The 21,157-nt window shown below is 67.5% G+C and carries 20 protein-coding genes; 14 read left to right on the top strand and 6 right to left on the bottom strand.

What is annotated here, in order from left to right:
• Positions 1–58: 58 nt before the first annotated feature.
• The 8 genes from ACCQ04_RS01440 (at position 59) to ACCQ04_RS01405 (ending at position 6,668) form a co-directional block, all read left to right on the top strand.
• The gene (locus ACCQ04_RS01440) at positions 59–1,330 is read left to right on the top strand and encodes an allantoate amidohydrolase (protein WP_226427025.1); all 1,272 of its coding nucleotides are present in this window, start codon (positions 59–61) and stop codon (positions 1,328–1,330) included.
• Entirely contained in the window at positions 1,320–2,576 is a 1,257-nt protein-coding gene (locus ACCQ04_RS01435; protein WP_184457827.1) for a pyridoxal-phosphate-dependent aminotransferase family protein, read from the top strand. The genes ACCQ04_RS01440 and ACCQ04_RS01435 overlap by 11 nt, the downstream gene beginning before the upstream one ends.
• A complete protein-coding gene (gene puuE / locus ACCQ04_RS01430) occupies positions 2,573–3,463 on the top strand; it encodes an allantoinase PuuE (RefSeq protein WP_046344985.1) in 891 nt (296 codons plus the stop codon). The genes ACCQ04_RS01435 and puuE overlap by 4 nt, the downstream gene beginning before the upstream one ends.
• Entirely contained in the window at positions 3,460–3,855 is a 396-nt protein-coding gene (hpxZ, locus tag ACCQ04_RS01425) for an oxalurate catabolism protein HpxZ (RefSeq protein WP_226427026.1), read from the top strand. The genes puuE and hpxZ overlap by 4 nt, the downstream gene beginning before the upstream one ends.
• On the top strand, positions 3,852–4,343 hold the full coding sequence (gene uraD, locus ACCQ04_RS01420) for a 2-oxo-4-hydroxy-4-carboxy-5-ureidoimidazoline decarboxylase (RefSeq protein WP_016901424.1): 492 nt from the start codon (positions 3,852–3,854) through the stop codon (positions 4,341–4,343). Before hpxZ ends, uraD begins: the two co-directional genes overlap by 4 nt.
• Positions 4,340–5,761 (top strand): FAD-dependent urate hydroxylase HpyO, encoded by a 1,422-nt coding sequence (hpyO, locus tag ACCQ04_RS01415; protein WP_226427027.1) that lies wholly within the window; start codon positions 4,340–4,342, stop codon positions 5,759–5,761. Before uraD ends, hpyO begins: the two co-directional genes overlap by 4 nt.
• A complete protein-coding gene (uraH, locus tag ACCQ04_RS01410) occupies positions 5,731–6,090 on the top strand; it encodes a hydroxyisourate hydrolase (protein WP_016901422.1) in 360 nt (119 codons plus the stop codon). The genes hpyO and uraH overlap by 31 nt, the downstream gene beginning before the upstream one ends.
• A gap of 104 nt (positions 6,091–6,194) precedes the next feature.
• The gene (locus ACCQ04_RS01405) at positions 6,195–6,668 is read left to right on the top strand and encodes a YehS family protein (RefSeq protein WP_016901421.1); all 474 of its coding nucleotides are present in this window, start codon (positions 6,195–6,197) and stop codon (positions 6,666–6,668) included.
• Between the two features lie 621 nt (positions 6,669–7,289).
• Here ACCQ04_RS01405 and ACCQ04_RS01400 read toward each other — a convergent pair.
• Positions 7,290–9,407, bottom strand: coding sequence for a methyl-accepting chemotaxis protein (locus tag ACCQ04_RS01400; RefSeq protein WP_275945960.1), 2,118 nt, complete (start codon positions 9,405–9,407; stop codon positions 7,290–7,292).
• Between the two features lie 182 nt (positions 9,408–9,589).
• On the opposite strand from ACCQ04_RS01400, the gene hrpB reads away from it, so the two are divergent.
• Together hrpB and ACCQ04_RS01390 are read left to right on the top strand one after the other, a co-directional pair.
• The gene (gene hrpB, locus ACCQ04_RS01395; RefSeq protein ID WP_372358631.1) at positions 9,590–12,091 is read left to right on the top strand and encodes an ATP-dependent helicase HrpB; all 2,502 of its coding nucleotides are present in this window, start codon (positions 9,590–9,592) and stop codon (positions 12,089–12,091) included.
• A gap of 329 nt (positions 12,092–12,420) precedes the next feature.
• Positions 12,421–12,852, top strand: a complete 432-nt coding sequence (locus tag ACCQ04_RS01390) for a hypothetical protein (RefSeq protein WP_104593690.1) — start codon at positions 12,421–12,423, stop codon at positions 12,850–12,852.
• A 401-nt stretch (positions 12,853–13,253) separates the two neighbouring features.
• On the opposite strand, the gene ACCQ04_RS01385 is transcribed toward ACCQ04_RS01390, so the two are convergent.
• Both ACCQ04_RS01385 and ACCQ04_RS01380 read right to left on the bottom strand, forming a co-directional pair.
• On the bottom strand, positions 13,254–13,832 hold the full coding sequence (locus ACCQ04_RS01385) for a pseudouridine synthase (protein ID WP_104626053.1): 579 nt from the start codon (positions 13,830–13,832) through the stop codon (positions 13,254–13,256).
• A 356-nt stretch (positions 13,833–14,188) separates the two neighbouring features.
• Positions 14,189–15,043, bottom strand: coding sequence for a class I SAM-dependent methyltransferase (locus ACCQ04_RS01380; RefSeq protein WP_226427029.1), 855 nt, complete (start codon positions 15,041–15,043; stop codon positions 14,189–14,191).
• 232 nt (positions 15,044–15,275) lie between these two features.
• On the opposite strand from ACCQ04_RS01380, the gene ACCQ04_RS01375 reads away from it, so the two are divergent.
• The 4 genes from ACCQ04_RS01375 to ACCQ04_RS01360 all read left to right on the top strand — a co-directional run bounded on the left by ACCQ04_RS01375 (position 15,276) and on the right by ACCQ04_RS01360 (position 18,715).
• The gene (locus tag ACCQ04_RS01375; protein ID WP_024938994.1) at positions 15,276–16,247 is read left to right on the top strand and encodes an aldo/keto reductase; all 972 of its coding nucleotides are present in this window, start codon (positions 15,276–15,278) and stop codon (positions 16,245–16,247) included.
• A gap of 116 nt (positions 16,248–16,363) precedes the next feature.
• Positions 16,364–17,392 carry an NADPH-dependent curcumin/dihydrocurcumin reductase gene (gene curA, locus ACCQ04_RS01370; protein ID WP_226427030.1) on the top strand — a complete coding sequence of 343 codons (1,029 nt, stop codon included), beginning with the start codon at positions 16,364–16,366 and terminating at the stop codon, positions 17,390–17,392.
• Between the two features lie 73 nt (positions 17,393–17,465).
• A complete protein-coding gene (gene dkgB / locus ACCQ04_RS01365; protein ID WP_226427031.1) occupies positions 17,466–18,269 on the top strand; it encodes a 2,5-didehydrogluconate reductase DkgB in 804 nt (267 codons plus the stop codon).
• Between the two features lie 143 nt (positions 18,270–18,412).
• On the top strand, positions 18,413–18,715 hold the full coding sequence (locus ACCQ04_RS01360) for a hypothetical protein (protein WP_024938997.1): 303 nt from the start codon (positions 18,413–18,415) through the stop codon (positions 18,713–18,715).
• 72 nt (positions 18,716–18,787) lie between these two features.
• Here the strand turns inward: ACCQ04_RS01360 and ACCQ04_RS01355 are convergent, their stop codons facing one another.
• From ACCQ04_RS01355 to ACCQ04_RS01345, 3 genes are all read right to left on the bottom strand, one after another.
• Positions 18,788–19,198, bottom strand: a complete 411-nt coding sequence (locus ACCQ04_RS01355) for a hypothetical protein (protein ID WP_226427032.1) — start codon at positions 19,196–19,198, stop codon at positions 18,788–18,790.
• 480 nt (positions 19,199–19,678) lie between these two features.
• Positions 19,679–20,380, bottom strand: a complete 702-nt coding sequence (locus tag ACCQ04_RS01350; protein WP_184432496.1) for an alpha/beta fold hydrolase — start codon at positions 20,378–20,380, stop codon at positions 19,679–19,681.
• Positions 20,381–20,654: 274 nt separating this feature from the next.
• Positions 20,655–21,083, bottom strand: coding sequence for an organic hydroperoxide resistance protein (locus ACCQ04_RS01345; protein ID WP_226427033.1), 429 nt, complete (start codon positions 21,081–21,083; stop codon positions 20,655–20,657).
• Between the last annotated feature and the right edge of the window lie 74 nt (positions 21,084–21,157).

The raw sequence follows: 21,157 nt of genomic DNA, 5'->3' as shown, positions 1-21,157 counted from the left end.
CCCTGTCGCATCGCGATCCTGGCAGCTGCGTTGAAACAACACCCCCGCACGGCCCCCAATGCTGAGCGCGCAACGCCGCTCACCCGTCCACAGCTCGGGCGCACGCGCGGTCGACCGCTGCGACGCCCTGGGTGTTACGCCCTACAGCGACACACCCGTCGGGCTGTTCCGCGCCTGGCTCAGCCCTGCGCATCGCGCCGCCGTCGCACAGGTGGGCGAATGGATGCGCCAGGCCGGCATGCAGGTGCGTCTGGACGCAGCGGCCAACCTGATCGGGCGTTACGAAGGCGCGCATGCCGACGCACCGGCGCTGCTGATCGGCAGCCATCTGGACAGCGTGCGCGATGCCGGGCGTTATGACGGCCCGCTCGGCATCCTGCTCGGCATCGAATGCGTCGCCGCGCTGCACGCCCAAGGGCGGCGCCTGCCGTTCGCGATTGAGGTGATCGCCTTCGGCGATGAGGAAGGGTCGCGCTTTCCTGCCTCGATGTTCTGCAGCCGCGCGGTCGCCGGCACGCTCGACCCCGCCACGCTGGCGGTCACCGACGCGGCCGGCACCGACGTGGCCAGCGCGCTGGCCGACTGGGATCTGGACATCGCGCACATACATCAAGCCGCACGCGCGCCCGGCAGCGTGCTTGCCTATCTGGAAACCCACATCGAACAAGGCCCGGTGCTGGAAGCCGAAGGCCTGCCGGTCGGCATCGTCACCGCGATCGCCGCGCAGCGGCGCTTTGCCCTGCGCTTCGACGGCCGCGCCGGCCACGCCGGCACCACCACCATGGCCTTGCGTCGCGATGCATTGAGCGCCGCTGCGGAGGCCCTGCTGGCGATCGAAGGGATTGCACGCGCCGGCAGCGACGACCTGGTCGCCACGGTCGGCAAGCTGCAGGTCGCACCCGGTGCCACCAACGTGGTGCCCGGCCGGGTGGACTGCACGCTGGACGTGCGTGCCGGCGACGATGCAACGCGCGATGCGGCAGTGCTGGAAATCGAACGCGCACTGGCCCGTATCAGCAAAACCCGCAACATCGCCATCGCCATCGACCCATTGCAGACGCTGGCCGCCAGCCCCTGCGCACCGGCACTGATGACCCGTCTGCAACACGCAGTCGCCGCACAAGGCGTCGCGCCGCGCCAGTTGGTGTCCGGCGCCGGCCACGATGCGATGGTGATGGCTGCGCTCTGCCCCACCGCGATGCTGTTCGTGCGCTGCGCCGGCGGCATCAGCCATCATCCGGACGAACACGTGGCCCCGGCCGATGCCGAGCTCGCACTGGCGGTCATGCGCCACTTCATCGAACACCTGGGAGATCCCCTTGTCACCTGATCTGCGTCACCTGCACACCTTCGGCGAGCTCGATCCCCCGCAACGGCTGTTGATGGGCCCGGGCCCGGTCAATGCGCATCCGCGCGTGCTGCGTGCGATGGCCGCCGATCTGCTCGGCCAGTTCGATCCGGAAATGACCACCTACATGAACGAGGTGATGGCGCTGTACCGGCCGCTGTTCGGCACCGAGAATCGCTGGACGTTTCTGGTCGACGGCACCGCGCGCGCCGGCATCGAGGCGGCGCTAGTGTCGCTGGTCAGCCCGGGCGACCGCGTGCTGGTGATCAACTTCGGCCGCTTCGGCCTGCTGCTCACCGAGATCCTGGGCCGGCTCGGTGCCGACGTGCACACCGTGGATGCGCCATGGGGCGAGGTGGTGCCGCTTGCTGCAATCGCCGAGGCGATCGAGCGCGTGGCACCCAAATTGGTCGCTACCGTGCACGGCGACACCTCCACCACCATTGCCCAGCCGCTAGATGGCCTCGGTGCGCTGTGCCGCGCGGCCGGCGCGCTGAGTTACGTCGATGCCACCGCCACCATCGGCGGCATGCCCATCGCCAGCGATCGCTGGGACGTGGACGTGGTCACCGGCGGCCTGCAGAAATGCCTGGGCGGGCCATCCGGCTCGGCGCCGATCACCGTCTCCGACACGGCGGCCGAGGCGATCTTCGCGCGTCGCCATGTCGAGCGCGGCATCGTGCGCGAGGACATCGTCAACGGCAGCGGGCCGCGCATCGCCTCGAATTATTTCGATCTGGCGATGATCATGGATTACTGGTCGGACAAGCGCCTCAATCACCACACCGAGGCCACCACCATGTTGTACGGCGCCCGCGAATGCGCGCGCGTGGCGCTGCAGGAAGGCCTGGACGCCCGCTTCGCCCGTCACGCCGCCGCCGGGCGTGCGGTGAGTGCCGGCATCCGCGCGCTGGGGCTGGAGGTGTTCGGCGACGATGCGCACCGCATGACCAATGTCACCGGCGTGGTGATTCCGCACGGCATCGACAGCGATGCGGTGCGCCGGCGCATGCGCGAGGATTTCGAGATCGAGATCGGCACCGCGTTCGGGCCACTGCAGGGCAGGATCTGGCGCATCGGCGCGATGGGCTACAACGCGATGAAGCACAAGGTGCTGATCACCCTGGCCGCGCTGGAAGCGGTGCTGCGCGCCGAAGGCTACGCCTGCACACCAGGGCTGGCGGTGGAAGCCGCACTGGCGGCCTGGCACGCGGAGCCGCAGGCATGAGCACAGCGCGCGACCTGGTCGGCTATGGCGCCACCCCGCCTGCAGCGCAGTGGCCCGGTGGCGCGCGCATCGCGGTGCAGTTCGTCATCAATTACGAAGAGGGCGCGGAAAACTGCGTGCTCAACGGCGATGCCGGCTCGGAAGCCTTCCTGTCGGAGATGGTCGGCACGCAAGCGCAGCCCGGCGCGCGCGCCATGGCGATGGAAAGCCTGTACGAATACGGCAGCCGTGCCGGCTTCTGGCGGCTGCACCGGCTGTTCACTGCGCGCAATGTGCCGGTGACCGTATTCGGCGTGGCGCAGGCATTGGCCTGCAATCCCGAAGCGGTCGCCGCGATGCAGGCCGCCGACTGGGAGATCGCCAGCCACGGCCTGCGCTGGATCGATTACCAGCATGTGGATGAAGCCACCGAGCGTGCGCATATCGCCGAAGCCATCGCCGTGCACACCCGCGCCACCGGCAGCCGCCCGCTGGGTTGGTACCAGGGCCGCACCAGCCCCAACACCGCGCGGCTAGTCGCCGAGGAAGGCGGCTTTGTCTACGACGCCGACAGCTACGCCGACGATGTGCCGTACTACGACCATCGGCATGGCCGTGCGCAGTTGATCGTGCCGTACACGCTGGACGCCAACGACATGAAATTCGTCGCCTACAACGGCTTTGCCGATGGCGAGCCGTTCTTCCGCTATCTGCGCGATGGCTTCGAGCACCTGCGCAGCGAAGGCGGGCGCATGCTGTCGGTCGGCCTGCATGGGCGCATCGTCGGCAAGCCGGCGCGCGCGGCGGCCCTGGCACGTTTCGTCGATCACGTGCTGGCCAGCGGCGATGCCTGGATTGCGCGCCGCATCGATATTGCGCGGCATTGGCTGCAGGTCCATCCGGCATGAGCATCGACACCGCCGACATCGACCTGCCCGAGGTGATCGCGCAAGTGACCGCCGCCTTCCATGCCTACGAACAAGCCCTGATGGACGACGACATCGCCGCAATGGATGGGCTGTTCCACCCCGCACCCAGCACGGTGCGCTACGGCGTGGGCGAGGTGCTGTACGGCATCGAGGCGATCCGCGCCTTCCGCATCGGCCGCGGCGGCTCGCCACAGCGCCAGCTCGCACATGTGGAAGTGCATGGCTTCGGCCACGACTTCGCCACCACGCATGCAGAATTCATCCGCGACGGCAGCAGCGCGCGCGGCCGCCAGAGCCAGAGCTGGGTGCGTTTTGCCGACGGCTGGAAAGTGGTGGCCGCGCATGTCTCGCTGCAGGGGACGCATGCATGAGCGTGATCGACGACAGCGTGCTGGACGATGCCGCCTTCGTGGCGCGCTACCGCGAGCTGTTCGAGCATTCGCCGTGGGTGGTCGAACGCGCTGCACGGCGGCGTCCGTTCGCCGATGTGTACCGCGGGCTGATGCAGGTGGTGTTCGACGCGTCGCAGGAAGACCAGGTTGCGTTGATCCGCGCGCATCCGGAACTGGCCGGCAAGGCGGCGATCGACCGCACGCTCACCGCCGCGTCGGCCGCCGAGCAGGCCTCGGCCGGGTTGGACCGGCTCAGCGAAGCCGAATTCAAGCGCTTCCACGCGCTCAATCAGGCCTATCGCCATCGCTTCGGATTTCCGTTCGTGATCTGCGTGCGGCTGCACGACAAGGCCGGCATCCTGGCCGCACTGGAACGCCGGCTGGATGCCTCGCGCAGCGAAGAACTGTCCACCGCCCTCGCCGAGATCGGCAAGATCGTGCAACTGCGCCTGGAGGCACTGCCATGAGCCTGGCCCAACTCGAACGCGAGCTCCACCACGACCTGCAACGCCTGGCCCATGGCGGCGATGCCTGGGTGCAGCCGCGCGTGCATCCGGCAGGGCATGTGTATGACGTGGTCATCGTCGGCGCCGGCCAGAGCGGCCTGGGCGCGGCGTTCGCACTGCAACGCGAGCGCGTGCACAACGTGCTGGTCATCGATGAGAACCCGGCCGGGCAGGAGGGCCCGTGGGTGACCTACGCGCGCATGCAGACCTTGCGCACGCCCAAGCAGATCACCTCGATCGACCTGGGCGTGCCGTCGCTGACCTTCCGCGCCTGGTGGGAAGCACAACACGGCGGCGCCGGCTGGGACGCGCTGGACAAGATCCCGCGCGGCAGCTGGATGGACTACCTGCGCTGGTACCGCGCGGTGCTGCGTCTGCCGGTGCGCAATGCCACGCGGCTGGCGCGGGTGGAACCGGACGTGGCGCCGGGCATCCATCGCCTGCATCTGGCGATGGGCGCGCCGCTGCTGACGCGCAAGCTGATCCTGGCCACCGGCATCCAGGGCGGCGGCCAGTGGATGGTGCCGGACTGGATCAGCCGCGCCCTGCCCGCACAGCGCTATGCGCATACCTCCGGCCACATCGACTTCGCCGCGCTGGCCGGCAAGCGCGTGGGCATCCTGGGCGGTGGCGCCTCCGCGTTCGACAACGCCTGTTTCGCGCTGGATCAAGGCGTCGCCAGTGCCGAGGTGTTCGTGCGCCGCAGCGCATTGCCGCGCATCAACCCATTCCGCCACATGGAACAGGCCGGCATCATCCCGCGCTTTCTGACGCTGCCGGATGCGGACAAGTACCGGATGATGGCCAGCTTCTTCGCACACAACCAGCCGCCGACCAACGACACCTTCCAGCGTGCCTGCGCGCATGCCGGCTTCGCGCTGCACCTGGGCGCGCCATGGCTGGAGGTGGCCGAGCGCGATGGCGAGGTGGTGGTGCGCACGCCACAGGGCGAGCACCGCTTCGATTTTCTGGCCGTTGCCACCGGCCTGGTCACCGACCCGCAACTGCGCCCGGAACTGGCCGCGCTGTCCGGGCGCATCGCCTGCTGGGGCGACCGCTACCAGCCGCCGCCGGGCCAGGCCAATCCGGTGCTGGATGCGCATCCCTACCTGGGCCCGGGCTTCGAACTGCTGCCGCGCACGCCCGACGATGCCGCACTGCTGCACGGCTTGTTCGCCTTCAACTATTCGGCGCTGATCAACCACGGCCCGTCGGCGGCGGCGCTGTCCGGGCTCAAGGTCGCGCTGCCGCGGCTGGCCCGCGCGGTGGCCGACCAGCTGTTCCTGGACGACCGCCAGGCCATCGTCGACAGCTATCTGGCTTACGACCAACCCGAGTTCATCGGCCAATGGCCGCAACCGACCCAGGCGGTGGCATGAGCACGCTCTCCACCCATGTGCTGGATACGGCCACCGGCCGCCCCGCCGCCGGCATCGCCTTGCGCCTGTTCGCCGGCGCCACGCTGCATTTCGACGGGGTCACCAACCAGGACGGGCGCTGCCCCGAACTGGCTGCACTCACGCTGCAACCCGGCCGCTACCGGCTGGAATTTGAGGTGGCCGGCTACTGGCGGGCGGCCGGCACCGCACTGCCCGACCCGCCCTTCCTGGAACAGGTGCCGATCGCGTTCGGCATTGCCGACGACGGCCATTACCACGTGCCGCTGCTGCTCTCGCCGTACGGGTATTCCACCTATCGCGGCAGCTGAGCGGCCGCCGGTTCGGCAACGGATCGGCGGGGCACACGCCGCGTTCCGCGTCGGCCCCGTAGAATGGCGCCTTTCCGGCGACAGGCCGGGGCCCCGGAATTGTCATGATCCACAACGATGTACTGCGCAGCATCCGCTACATGCTCGACCTCAGCGACGACAAGGTGGTGGAGATCACTCACCTGGCCGACCCGGAGTTCGCGCTCGACAAGCCGCAGGTACAGGCCTGGCTGAAGAAGGAAGACGAGCCCGGTTTCGAGCCCTGCACCGACGCAATGCTGGCACGCTTCCTCGATGGCCTGGTGCTGCGTTTTCGCGGCCGCGACGAGAGCCAGCCGGTGCGCCCGCTGGAAACCCGCGTCGGCAACAACCTGGTGCTGAAGAAACTGCGCGTGGCCTTCGAGCTGAAAGACGTGGACATGCACGCCATCTTCGCCAGCGCCGGCTTCCCGCTGTCCAAGCCGGAACTGTCCGCGCTGTTCCGCCAGCCCGGCCACAAGAATTTTCGCCCCTGCGGCGACCAGCTGCTGCGCGCCTTCCTCAAGGGCCTGACCGCGCGGATGCGCGAAGCGGGTTGATGCCCGGGCGCTGAGGTCGGCCTGGCTTGGCCTGGCTTGGTCGTCCGACGACGCTGCGACTTGAATCCGCAGGTTTTTAGCGCAGTTTCGTGTGTCTCGAAGTGACTGGATGGTGCGGATAGAGCGGTCGTGAAGCGATGGATCTGGAGCGGTCGATCTGCGGCTTGGTTGCAGGGTCCTTGCCCGCCCACCATCGCAGGACACGCCGCAAGTACGTCCGTGTAGGCGCTTACGCGGCATCCATGCCGCGTAAGGTCCCGCGACGGTAGGCGGGCAAGGACCAAGCGAGATGGTCGGTGTGCTTGGTGCAAGCAATGCACGATGTGCGTTGTTCGGATTGTGGGAGCCCAGTTGGCCCTCAATCGAATTCGAGCAACAGGCAAGCCATGAACAAGGCGATCTCGAACTCCAAAGCAAACACAGGTTTTGACCGGGCCACCGACCAACGCTCGGTGCGGCGTCCCCGCCGCTTGCGGGACCCTTGGCGGCATGGAGGCCGCCAAGGAGCCTCCACGGACGGATGCACGGCGTGTCCCGCAGGTGGCGAGGGCACCGCGCCCTCGACGCACCGGGCTTTTGATTCAAGCAGCTGCACCTGGGCCGCTACAACGCCTCACGCAATCAAGCCGCAGCCGCCAGGCTTGGCCGGCGTGCGTCCAGGCGGAACACCGATACGGCTTCGCTCAGTTCCACTGCTTGCTCTTCCATCGCACGTGCTGCGGCGGAGGCTTCTTCCACCAGTGCGGCATTGCGCTGGGTGGTTTCGTCCATGTCGTTGACGGTGCGGGCGACCTGCTCGATGCCGGAGGATTGTTCGCGCGATGCGGCGGAAATCTCCGCAATCAGCGTGGTCACCTGCTGCACCGACTGCACGATCTGCTGCATCGTCTGCCCGGCCTGATCCACGCGCGCGCTGCCGCGCTCCACGCTGTCCACCGAGGCGTCGATCAGCTGCTTGACCTCCTTGGCCGCGCCGGCCGAACGCTGCGCCAGCGCGCGCACTTCCGAGGCGACCACGGCAAAGCCGCGGCCCTGTTCGCCGGCACGCGCCGCTTCCACTGCCGCGTTCAGCGCCAGGATGTTGGTCTGGAAGGCGATGCCGTCGATGACGCTGATGATCTCGGCGATCTTCTTGGACGACACCTCGATCTCGCCCATGGTATCGACCACGCTGGCCACCATCTCGCCACCACGGCCGGCGATCTCCGCGGCCGCCTGCGCGCCGCGGCTTGCCTGCTGCGCGGTGTCGGCGTTCTGGCGCACGGTGGAGGTGAGTTCTTCCATCGAGGCGGCGGTTTCTTCCAGGTTGGCGGCTTGCTGTTCGGTGCGCTGCGCCAGGTCGTTGTTGCCGGCGGCAATCTCTGCCGAGGCGGTGCGAATGGTCTGCGCGGCCACAGTGATGTCGCCGACGATATCGGTCAGGCGCTGCACGGTGGCATTGGCATCGTCGCGCATGCGTGCGAACACGCCTTGCTGGTTGCCGTGCATGCGCGCGGTCAGGTCGCCATCGGCGATCGCCTTGAGCAGCTGCGACAGCTCGGCCAGATTCTGGTCCACGTTCTGCATCAGGCCGTTGACGCCGCTGACCATGGCGCGGAATTCGAACTGGTAGGCCTCGGCATTGCCGCGTGTGGCGAAGTCGCCGGCCGCAGCCGCATCGACCAGGCCACGGATTTCGCCATTGATCGCCGCCAGGTTGCGCTTGGTGGTGTCCATCGCTTCGGTGATCTGCGCTTTCTCGCCCGGCAGGCGGGGCATGTCCACCGACATGTCGCCGACCGCGTAATGCTGCATCACCTGCAGCATGTCGCCGATCAGACCGACCTGCGCGCCGATCAAGCCATTGGTGTCGTCGACCATGCGGCCGTACGCGCCCGGGAAGGCCTGCGCATCCATGCGGTAACTCATCTGCCCGGCTTCGTGGCGCTGTGCCATGTCGGCCTGCGCGGTGGAGACGTCGGTGAGCGTGTTGACCACCTGGCCCATGGCCTGGCCGAGCAGACCGATTTCATCGCGCGTACTGACCGCCGCACGCGCCGACAGATCGCCGGCCGCCACCTGGCGTGCCGCACGCGCGACGTTTTCGATCGGGCGCACGATCGAGCGACGGATCCACCAGCCCAGCACTGCCACCAGGCACAGCGCCGCAGCGATCGTGGCCACCGCCGACAGCACCAGCTTGTGCTGCGCCGATTGCGAACTGGCCAGCACCGCCGCATCGGCCAGGGTCTTGCTGCGCTTCACCAGTTCTTCGAGGGTGTGGCTGGGCGCGCGGTCCTGGCCCTTGACCAGTTGGTCGCCCACCTGGGTGTCGTAGCCGGCCTCGGCAAACTTGCCCAGCGCCGCTTCGTAATTGCGCTGCAGACCCAGATGCGCCTTGGCAAAGTCCTGCGCCAGCGTGCGCGCCTGCGGGTCCTGGGTTGCCTTGGCCAGCGCCTCGGTGCTGGCCTGCACCTTCCTGCCCTGCTCGCGGAAGGCGCTCAGATGCTTGTCCAGCAACGCCGGATCGCGCCCGCGGATCAGCACGTTCTTCCATTCCTGCACCTGCAGGCGGAAATCGCGGGTGATCTCTTCGCTGCTGGAGGCCTGCGCCACCTCCGGCGGCACCTTGCCGGACAGGCTCAGCCACGCCGTGCCCAAACCGCCCAGGGCACACAGCAGGATGACCGACAGACCCAGCGCGAGCGCGCCGAGCAGCTTGCTTTGCAGGCTGACGAATTTCGGGGTGACAGCAGACATGGGGCGTCCAAATCAGGGAGTACAGCGGTTATCGACAGGCACGCTGCCGGCCTGAAGCAGCGCCGGCGCCAAAGTCAGCCTTGAATGCCCGAAAGGTAATAGCACTTCCGGATTCCCCGACAGGCTTCACCCGACGGCCCGACCGTCGCGCCATCTGTGACGTGCCCGTATCCTTCCCGCGCATGACCGAGCCTGCCTTTCCGATCTCCCCCCTGCTGCCGCAGCTGTGCGACAGCCTGGCCGCCCATCCGCGGCTGGTGCTGGAAGCCCCACCCGGCGCCGGCAAGACCACCCAGGTACCGCTGGCCTTGCTGGACGCACCGTGGCTGGCCGGCCGCAAGATCGTGATGCTCGAACCGCGGCGCGTGGCCGCCCGCAGCGCCGCCGTGTTCATGGCGCGCCAGTTGGGCGAGACGGTCGGCGAGACGGTGGGCTACCGCATCCGCTTCGAGAACAAGACCTCCGCGCGTACCCGCATCGAGGTCGTCACCGAGGGCATCCTGACCCGGCTGATCCAGGACGACCCGATGCTGGAGAGCGTCGGCGCGCTGCTGTTCGACGAGTTCCACGAGCGCCATCTGGCCGGCGACCTCGGCCTGGCGCTGGCGCTGGACGTGCAGGCGCAGGTACGCGAGGACCTGCGCATCGTGGCGATGTCGGCCACGCTGGATGGCGAGCGCCTGGCCGGCTTTCTCGACGCGCCGCGCCTGAGCAGCGCCGGCCGCAGTTTCCCGGTGGAGATCGCGCACTTTCCCGCGCGCCGCGACGAAGCGCTGGAACCGCAGACCCGACGCGCGGTGGAACACGCCTTGTCCACCCACCCGGGCGATGTGCTGGTGTTCCTGCCCGGCCAGCGCGAGATCGCACGCGTGCACAGCGCGCTGCAGGACGTGCTGGACCCGGCGGTGCAGGTGCTGCCGCTGCACGGCGAGCTGGCGGTCGAGGCGCAAAGCCAGGTGCTGCAACCCGACCCGTCCGGCCGCCGCCGCGTGGTGCTGGCGACCAACGTCGCCGAGTCATCGGTCACCCTGCCCGGCGTGCGCGTGGTCATTGACAGCGGGCTGGCGCGCGAGCCGCATTACGATCCCAACAGCGGCTTCTCGCGCCTGGACATCACCACCATTGCGCAGGCCTCGGCCGACCAGCGCGCCGGCCGCGCCGGGCGTGTGGCCAGCGGCTGGGCGTACCGGCTGTGGCCGCAATCGCAGCGGCTGGAACCGCAGCGGCGCGCGGAGATCACCCAGGTGGAGCTGGCCGGCCTGGCACTGGAACTGGCCGCCTGGGGCAGCGCTGCGCTGCGCTTCGTGGATGCCCCGCCGGCCGGTGCGCTGGCCGCCGCGCACGAATTGCTGCAGCGGCTGGGCGCGCTCACCGGCGGCGGCGGCATCACCACGCTGGGCCGGCGCATGCTCGCGCTGGGCACCCATCCGCGCCTGGCCGCGATGCTGGCGCAGGCTGGCGACGCGACACGCGTGGCGCTGGCCTGCGACCTGGCCGCCTTGCTGGAAGCGCGCGACCCGCTGCGTCAGGGCGGCGATGGACTGGCTGCGCGCTGGCGCGCACTGGCAGCATTCCGCCAAGGCCGCAGCGCGCACGATGCCAACCGCGGCGGTCTGGCCGCGATCGACAGCGCCACCAAACAATGGCGACGGCGGCTGCGCTGCGACAGTGCGCCGCCCGCCAGCGTGGAAGCGCACGCGCTCGGCGACCTGCTCTCGCACGCCTTCCCCGACCGCATTGCCGCACGCCATCCCAGCGACCCGTTGCGCTACCTGCTGGCCAACGGCCGCAGCGCGCGCCTGTTCGACCACAGCGACCTGCGCGGCGAACCCTGGCTGGTTGCCAGCGAGCTGCGTTACGAAGCCAAGGACGCGCTGCTGTTGCGTACCGCGCCGGTGGACGAAGGCTATCTGCGCCGCAGCGTGCCCGAGCGTTTCGTGCAGCAGGATCTGGTGCAGTGGGACGCGGACAAGCGCGCCCTGGTCGCGCGTCGGCAATCCAGCTTCGACCGCATCGTGCTCGACAGCCGCCCGGCCGGCCGCGTCGATCCGGCGCAAGCCGCCGGTGCGCTGACCGAGGCGGTGCGGCAGCTCGGCCTGGATGCCTTGCCGTGGACCGATGGCCTGCGCCAATGGCGGGCCCGCCTGCAGTCGTTGCGTGCCTGGATGCCCGAGCTTGCACTGCCCGATCTGTCCGACGCCGCGTTGCTGGAGACACTGGACACCTGGCTGCGCCCGGCCTTCGCTGGCAAGACCCGCCTGGATGCGCTGGACGAGGCCAATCTGGGCGAGGCGCTCAAGGCCGCCCTGCCGTGGGACCGCCGCCAGCTGATCGACCGCCATGCGCCCACCCGCATCAGCGTGCCCTCGGGCATGGAGCGGCAGATCGTTTACGCCCTCGACCACGCCGAGCAACCGTTGCCGCCGGTGCTGGCGGTCAAGCTGCAGGAACTGTTCGGCCTGGCCGAAACCCCGCGCATCGCCGACGGCCGCATCCCGCTGACCCTGCATCTGCTCTCGCCCGGCGGACGCCCGTTGCAGGTCACGCAGGATTTGAAGAGCTTCTGGGTCACGACCTATCCGGATGTCAGAAAGGAGATGAAGGGACGGTATCCCAGACATCCGTGGCCGGAAGATCCATGGACCGCGACTGCAACCCATCGGGCAAAACCGCGCGGTACCTGATGTAAGCCCCTTTCCCTTCGGGAGAGGGGTTGGGGTGAGGGTACGGGGCGAAGCCCTCGCGCTGCTCAAGTGCACGTGGCTTCGCCCGTCCCCTCATCCACCCGTCGGGCACCTTACTTCCGGCGGGAGAAGCGACGTCAGCGTCGACACCGGCCAGGTCAGGCTTCTGCCGCATCCACGTAGATACCGGATCCAGGTAAACGCCGATCACAGCATCGCCCCGCATCATTACTTAACCGCAACCCAAACAAGCCCTGCCACCGCTAACACCGTCTATACGCAACAGCCCACACACTGCGGCCCACGTACTCAGAAAGGAAACGCCTCCAATGAGCAAGCTGACTGTGATCACCGAACGCGCCCTGGAGCGTGCCCTGGAACTGGCTGGCAATGCGGGCGACCATCTGCGTCACGCCGCCTCCAACGCTGGCGATCAGGCCCGTCATGCAGGCAGCAGCCTGCGTCATTTCGGTCCAGGCGCCAGCGAATGGCTGAAGACCGGTGCTGCCCTGGGTGCCGTGCGCACCGGCGGCAAGGTCGTCAGCAAAGTGGTCAAGCGCAACCCGGCCGTCACCGTGGCTGCCGCCGTCGCCGGCCTGGGCCTGATCGGTTATGCCATGTATCGCAAGCGCCAGCGTGACCAGCAGGTGCTTGGCGGCAACGTCCACCGTCTGGACCGCGAACACGCCAGCAATGCCAGCGCGCGTCGCGCCGCCTACCAGCGTCGCGGTGCAGTGACTCCGAGCGACGGCATCGAGTAAGCCGTCCTTCCAGGCAAAAAACATGACGCCACGGCCCTGCGCCGTGGCGTTTTTGTTTGTGGACGACGATCGATGCCACCGTTAAATCGCCAAGTCATCGACACCCACTTGCGTGCTCGAAGAATGCGGCACTACATGTGCAAGTCCGGAGCGATTAGCGATCGCGTGTGATCGCGCTGCTTGCCCCTAGTCGCGCCCTTGTCATTACCGCGCCTGTCCTGACCCGCGCCGTATTGCCGCATCGCAGGGTGGATCGGCCACGCAGGTACGCAACCGTTGCATCTGTGCTCGCGTTACCAATCCTGCTGCTCATGCCGTATGAGCCGTGCGGTAAGCAGCGCCGTCCAAGATGCATCGAGCTCAGCGCCGCATGCGGTGCAGCAACCGCTGTACCGGATGCATCAGGCTCCGCGTCGGGTCCTACCAGGGCGCGCGCCATGTGTTTGTTCGATGCGCCACTGACCCGGCGCCAGCGCATCCAGGGTCCAGTCGCCAATCGCCACGCGGATCAGACGCAAGGTCGGAAGGCCCACCGAGGCAGTCATGCGCCGCACCTGCCGATTACGGCCTTCGGTGATCTGCAGCTCCAGCCAGGCATCGGGCACGGTCTTGCGCACGCGCACCGGCGGATCGCGCGGCCACAGCTGCGGTGCCGGATCGAGCCTGCGCACTTCGGCCGGGCGGGTCGGGCCGTCGTTGAGCAGCACGCCATCGCGCAAGGCCTGCAGTTGCGCAGGCTCCGGGTCGCCTTCCACCTGCACCCAGTAAGTCTTGGGTTGCTTGTGGCGCGGGTCGGTCAAGCGATGCGCCAGTGCACCATCGTCGGTCAGCAGCAACAGGCCTTCGCTGTCGTGATCCAGGCGACCGGCTGCATAGACGTCGGCCGGCAGACCGAATTCGGCCAGCGTGCGCTTGGGCGGCTGCGAGCGGTCGCTGAATTGCGACAGCACGCCATAGGGTTTGTTCAACAACACCAACATGCCAATCCTGTTGCGCAAGGTCGTTGCCGGCCACGCGCGTGGCGCGTGAGTCGTGCACCGGGTTGAAGAGGTCGCGCTACCAGCGGCAAGCGGTGCGCTGCTGCCCGCAACCGCGTTGCACGCTGACGCAGCCGGCATCGCTACGCGGGGCGGTTGTGCATCAGTGGCCTGCCGCATGCAAACCAGCGCAGCGTTGGTCCAACTGGCCGTCGTTGCGCTGCCCGTGGCGTCCTTACGATCGTGCAGCCGCTTGCGCAGTCATCGCATGCCGCGCGCCATGACAGCATCGACGCACTGCGGCAGGCAGCCAAAGACCCACATGCCGACGCGCGGTGCGTCGGCATGCAGGCCGCGTCTCACTGCTTGACGAACTTCAAGGTCATGCGGTCGCTCTCACCGATCGCCTTGTACTTGGCATCGTCGGCCTTGTCGTGGTTGTTGCTCGGCGGCAGGGTCCACACGCCACCGGCATAGTCCTTGGTGTCGCGCGGATTGGCGTTGACCTCGCTCTTGCCGGCGAGCTTGAATCCGGCCGCTTCGGCCATCGCGATCAACTGCGCCTGGCCGACATAGCCGCTCTTGTCGTCGGCCGGCACGTCGGCCTTGGCACGGTGCTCGACCACGCCGAGCACGCCGCCGGGCTTGAGCACCTTGTAGAAGCCGGCAAACATCGCCTCGGCATTGCCGGCCATGCGCCAGTTATGCACGTTGCGGAAGGTCAGCACCAGATCGGCCGAGTTGTCCACGCCGAACGACGGCGTCTTGGGCACATAGGAAACGAACGACGGTTTGCCGTACACCTCCGGCTTGGCGGCAAACTTCTTCTCCAGCTCGTCGCGCCCACGTTGTGCCGAATCGCGGCCGCGCCCCTCCGGCACCGCCGCCGGGTCGACCACCGCAGCAACATACTTGCCCTTGTCGCGCAGGTACGGCGCCAGGATTTCCGAATACCAGCCGCCGCCCGGCGTGATTTCAATGACGGTCTGGGTCGGCTTGATGCCGAAGAACGCCAGCGTCTGGCCGGGATGACGATAGACGTCGCGCTGCACGTAGACGCGATCGCGCCAGTTGCCGTCGATGGCTTTTTGCAGCGCCGCATCGGGCGCCGGCAAGCTGGCGCTATCGGCCGGTTTGATTGCCATTGCCAGTGGCGCGCTCATCGCCACTGCCATCCCCATCACACATGCACACACCAGCTTGTTGCGGATCATCGCAGCGCCCTTTGCGGGAAAAAGTAGCGCGAGCCTAGCATGCGGCCCGAAGCCTGCCATGTGCACGGATCCGTACGCCGCATGACGCGCCGCACCAGGCGCGGCGGACGACATGTTCAGACGACGTGAGTCGATGAGGGCGATCTGCGGAACGCTGAATCCACGCAGGTGTCACACGCAACATCGGCACGCATGACTATCCTGTCGGCAGTTCGAATCAGGAGCAACCGTGATGACCCACTCCCGCGCGCTAGGCCGCTCCGGCCTGCAGGTTCAACCGATCGTGTTCGGTGGCAATGTGTTTGGCTGGAGCGCCGACGAGGCGACCTCGTTCGCGTTGCTCGATGCCTTCGTCGATGCCGGTTTCAATCTGATCGACACCGCCGATGCGTACTCCGGCTGGGTGCCGGGCAATCGCGGTGGCGAGTCGGAAACCATCATCGGGCGCTGGCTCGCACGCAGCGGCAAGCGCGACAAGGTGCTGATCGCCACCAAGGTGGCCAAATGGAGCGAGCATCCGGGCCTGTCGCCGGAGAACATCGCCGCCGCGGTGGAAGATTCGCTCACCCGCCTGCAGACCGATGTGATCGATCTGTACCAGGCGCACGAAGACGACGAATCGATTCCGCTGGAAGCCACGCTGGCCGCGTTCGGCCGCTTGATCGAACAGGGCAAGGTGCGCGCGATCGGCGCGTCCAACTACAGCGCCGCACGCCTGCGCGATGCCCTGGATATCTCCGAGCAGTACAAGTTGCCGCGTTACGAAAGCCTGCAACCGGAATACAACCTCTACGACCGCGCCGGCTATGAAGCCGAGCTGGAGCCGCTGGTGCGCGAACGCGAGCTCGGCGTGATCAGCTACTACTCGCTGGCCAGCGGTTTTCTGACCGGCAAATACCGCAGCGCCGACGACGCCGGCAAGAGCAGCGCGCGCGGTGCCTCGGTGGTCAAGCAATACGTCAATCCGCGCGGCCTGCGCATTCTGCAGGCGCTGGACGATCTGGCGGCCACCCACCGCGCCACGCCGGCACAGATCGCACTGGCCTGGTTGATCGCACGTCCCGGCCTGACCGCACCGATCGTCAGCGCTACCAGCGTGACCCAGTTGCACGATGTGCTGGCCGCCGCGCAGCTGTCGTTGAGCGCCGATCAGATTGCACAGCTCGATGCCGCAAGCGCCCCCGAGCCGGCCGACGCAGCCTGACGCATCGGCTTGCATCACGCACGCAGTCGACCACGCGCGTCTTTCCGCGCGCATCCGCCATCGCGGCTGCGCTCCCCCGGTCGCGCACGCGCGGCCCTTTCCGCAAGGAATCCCCCATGACATCGATCACCAATCGCCGCATCGTGCTGGCCTCACGCCCACACGGCGAACCGAGCGCCGACAATTTCCGCATTGAAGACGTCGCCTTGCCGCCCACCGGGCACGACCAGATTCTGGTGCGCAACCGCTTCCTGTCGCTGGACCCGTACATGCGCGGACGCATGGACGACGGCCCGTCCTACGCCGCACCGGTGGAGATCGACGCGGTGATGGAAGGCGGCACCGTCGGCGAAGTGCTCGAGTCGCACCATGCCGGCTATCAGCCGGGCGACCTGCTGGTACTGCCCGGCGGTTGGCAGAGCCATAGCCTGCTCACGCCCACCGCGCCGTTGCGCAAGCTGCCCAAGGACGATGCCCTGCCGCTCAGTACCGCGCTCGGTGTGTACGGCATGCCCGGCTTCACCGCCTACGCCGGCCTGCACGAAATCGGCAAGCCGCAGGCCGGCGAAACCCTGGTGGTGGCGGCAGCCAGCGGACCGGTTGGCGCCACCGTGGCCCAGCTGGCGCGTCTGCAGGGGTTGCGCGTGGTGGCCATTGCCGGTGGCGAGGAAAAGGTGCGCTACCTGCGCGAGGTGCTGCGCGTGGATGTTGCGCTGGACCATCGCGCCGACGACTTTGCCGAGCAGCTGCGCGCGGCCACCCCGGACGGGATCGACATCTATTTCGAGAACGTCGGCGGCAAGGTCTTCGACGCGGTATTGCCGCAATTGAACGACTTCGCACGTATCCCAGTGTGCGGCGTGATCGCCACCTACAACAGCCGCGGCCAGGCCTTGCCGGGGCCAGATCGCCTGCCGGAGTTCATGGGCCAGGTGCTGCGCAAGCGGCTGACCGTACGCGGCTTCATCCAGCACGATTTCATCCGCCTGATGCCCGCGTTTCTGCGCGAGATGGGCCAGTGGCTGCGTGACGGCCAGATCCAGTACCGCGAACACGTCCTGCACGGCCTGGATAGCGCCCCGCAGGGCCTGATCAGCCTGCTGCGCGGCGAGAACTTCGGCAAGGCCGTCGTCGCACTGGATTAATGGCTCACAGCGCCCCCACGACATCAGCTTTTGCGATGCACGATTCCCCATTCCCGATTACCAAAGGAACACAATGACAGTCCCCGCATTCGGCCTCGGCACCTTCCGTCTCAAGGACCAGGTCGTCATCGACTCGGTGCGCAATGCACTGGAGTTGGGCTACCGCGCCGTCGATACCGCGCAGATCTATGACAACGAAGAACAGGTCGGCCAGGCCATCGCTGCATCCGGCCTGCCGCGCGATCAGCTGTATCTGACCACCAAGATCTGGGTCGACAAGTTCGACCGCAGCGCCTTGCTGCCCAGCCTGCAGGAAAGCCTGCGCAAACTGGGCACCGACGACGTCGACCTGACCCTGATCCACTGGCCTTCGCCCAAGGATCAGGTGCCGATGCGCGACTACCTGGAAGCCTTGAACGAGGCCAGGCAGCAGGGTCTGACCCGTGCGATCGGCGTCTCCAACTTCACCATCGCGCTGATCAAGCAGGCCATCGAGATCCTGGGCGCCGAGGCCATCGCCACCAATCAGATCGAAGTACATCCGTACCTGCAGAACCGCAGCCTGATCGCGTTCCTGCGCGAGCAAGGCATCCATGTCACCTCGTACATGACGCTGGCGGTGGGCGAGGTGCTGAAGGACCCGGTGATCCAGGCGATCGCCGCACGCCATGACGCCACCCCGGCGCAGGTCACCCTGGCCTGGGCACTGCAGCAGGGCTATTCGGTGATTCCGTCCTCGACCAAGCGCGACAATCTGGAGAGCAATCTCAAGGCGCAGACGCTGCGGCTGAGCGAGCAGGACATGGCCGAGATCGCCGTACTGGACCGCGGGCAGCGGCTGGCCAACCCGAAGGCCATCGCACCCGGCTGGGATTGAGGTTCCGGCTGCAACGGGTCGGCGCTGTCCGGCCCGTGGCATCACCACCGCGACGACCGCTCGTCGTCGCGTGCTGGTTGCACGCGGCAGGCGCTGCTACGGTGCCGGGCACAGGGGGTAGTGTCGGCAACGGAGTCCTACCCATGCACAGCGCATCCGTCTTGACCCGCCGCAGCGTCGATCTCGACACCGAGATCGCCTACTGGCGCGGTGTCCACGCCGAAGGCCATCTCGGGGGCTACGCCTTCGCCGATTATGCCCGGCTGCTTACGCTCGGCTACGACATCTATCTGGCCTATCCGCGCGCGACCGAGGCGCAGCTGTATCGCGTGCTGCAGGACGGCTATTACCACTATCAACCGCTGCTGTCGGTGCCCTGGGACCAGGCGCGCTGGATCGTGCGGCATGCCTGGCGGCATCTGGAAGAGGCCGCCGTCCGGCATTGAAGACAAGCGGTCTGACACGAAGCCAACGCTCGGATGGCAGCACAGCCTGTGCACCCGCGCAGCGCGGTCAGCTCACTGTCCCAGTGCCATCGCCTGGCGGTCGATGCGGTGCTTGTCGGCCAGTGCCTGCATGCCCTGCAGGGTGGCGGCGATCAGGCTGGCATAGCGCAGCCGCCACAGCATGGCGCGGTCGTTGTCGTCATGCGTATTGCCCAGGCCATCGAGCACCTGCGGCAGGCGGCGATCGGCCAGCGCGGAGGGGGCCAGATAGGGCTTCTCGGGTGCGATCACATCCACCGGCGCGCGCCAGTCGTTGGCAACCTGCTGGGAAATGCCCGCCAGGTGCGAGAGCTGGTGCATGCCGATCAGCGTCTCGTGCAGCATCTCGCGGCACGCCCACTGCCACAGCGCCACCTTCTCCGATGGGTCCTTGGCAATCTCGGTGAGTGCCAGATCAACCTTTTCGATGCGTGAGTCGAGCATTGCTGAGCTCCGATGCTGCTGTGCAACATAATTCACACCATACACCGTGAGAATCAAGTGAGCCAAACGTTTGCAGGATGTCGGCGCAACGATGCTCGACCCGGTTCACGTTTTACGTGGCGAGGCCCAGACGCCGCTACGGCGCCCCGACGTCCTGCCACAGGTCGATGTCACGCTGGGGCGTGGCCGCCGGGAACAGGCGCTGGCCGACGACTGCCGCGCGGTGACGGTGGCGGTGCAGCGCAAGCGGACTTGCGCGCCTTGCGGCGGCACAACGATTCGCTTCGGCCGGATGGCTACCGTGACCAGGTGCGACACCGTGCGTGCAGGAATGCACGCATTACGTATCAGCCGACGGCATGCTGATGCTTGCTCCCCAACTACCGCTGGTTCAGAGCACCTCATCGCACACTGGTTGATGCCACCCCACGGCGATCGCACAGCGGCAGGCATGGCTACGCCGGCTCGGTTGTCGCCGTATCAGGCGAGCAGCCATTGCCGCAGTGCATCCGACACCGCCTGCGGCTGTTCCAGCGGCGACAGATGGCCACACGCAGGCACCTGCACCAGACGCGCGTGCACTGCAAGTGCGGCCATTTCCTCGTGCAATGCGGGCGGGGTGATCGCATCGTCCTGGCCGCACAGCACCAGCAGCGGGCCGGCATAGGCGCGCAGCAGCGCGCGGCCGTCTTCCCGCTCCAGCCGGTTCTGCCGCAGAAACACCTCCACGCCCAGCCGCTGGGTCATGCCACGCACCCGCTCCAGCAAGGCCTCGTCCTGCCAGCGCGAGGGATGCACGTAGTGCCGCAGCAGCCGTTCGCCGAATCCGTGGAAGGCACTGGCGCCACGCACGCTCGCTTCCTGCGCGCGCCGTTGCGCCGCACGCTCGGGCGAATCGGCACGTGCGGAGGTATCCAGCAAGGCCAGCCGCTCCACGCGCTCCGGCGCGATACGCAGGATTTCCTGCGCGACGTAGCCACCCAAGGAAAATCCTGCCAGTGCAAACCGCGGAGGCATCTGCGCCAGCAGCTGTGTCGCCAGCGCGCGCATGCTCTCGCCCTGGGTGATGTCGCCGACCACGCAGTCGGCAAGCTCGGCCAGGGCCACGCGCTGCGCCTGCCACAACTGCGCATCGTTGAGCAGACCGGGGAGCAGCAACAAGGTGGGACGCGTTGCGCTCATGCGCAGGAAAGTCCGATCGGGATCGCAGAAGCAGGCACTGTCATCGCAACAGTGTGCCGCGCGGTGACGCCCATCGCCAGCGCGTGCGTGCGCACCCGGACGCGGGTGCATCGCCTCGTTGGCGTGTCTTGCGTCCATGCCAGGTCGCGCTGACACAGCGACGCCGGCTGCCTGTGTTCTTGAGGGGAGCGCTGCTGCTGCAACAAAAACGGCCCGACGCAGGCGCCGGGCCGTTTATGACTCCACCACGTGTTACGCGTGGTGCTGGCGTGGATCAGGCCAGGGTCAGGGTGACGTCGATGTTGCCGCGGGTCGCGTTGGAGTACGGGCAGACCTGGTGGGCCTTGTCGACCAACGTCTGCAGTTCGGCCTGTTCCATGCCCGGCACTGCGATGCGCAGCTCCACGGCAATGCCGAAGCCGCCCGGAATCTGGCCGATGCCGACGCTGCTGTCGATGCTCACTTCGCCCGGCAGCTTGAGCTTGTCCTGCGCCGCGACAGCCTTCATCGCGCCGATGAAGCAGGCGGCGTAGCCGGCAGCGAACAACTGCTCCGGGTTGGTACCGTCGCCGCCGGCGCCGCCCAGCTCGCGCGGGGTGGACAGCTTGGCGTCCAGCGCCTTGTCGGAAGACACGGCGCGGCCTTCGCGGCCGCCGGTGGCGGTGGCGTGGGCGGTGTAGAGGACTTTTTCAGGTGAGGCCATGGTGGTTCTCCAGAATGAGCGCTGTCAGCGCGTGATGTAGCTGAGTAGTTGACGATTAAATCGTGTACGACATG

The sequence above is a fragment of the Xanthomonas sp. NCPPB 2866 genome, assembly GCF_041475745.2.
Taxonomy (GTDB): Bacteria; Pseudomonadota; Gammaproteobacteria; order Xanthomonadales; family Xanthomonadaceae; genus Xanthomonas; species Xanthomonas arboricola.
Note: the sequence above shows the minus strand (reverse complement) of the source record. Positions and strands in the feature narration are given on the sequence as shown.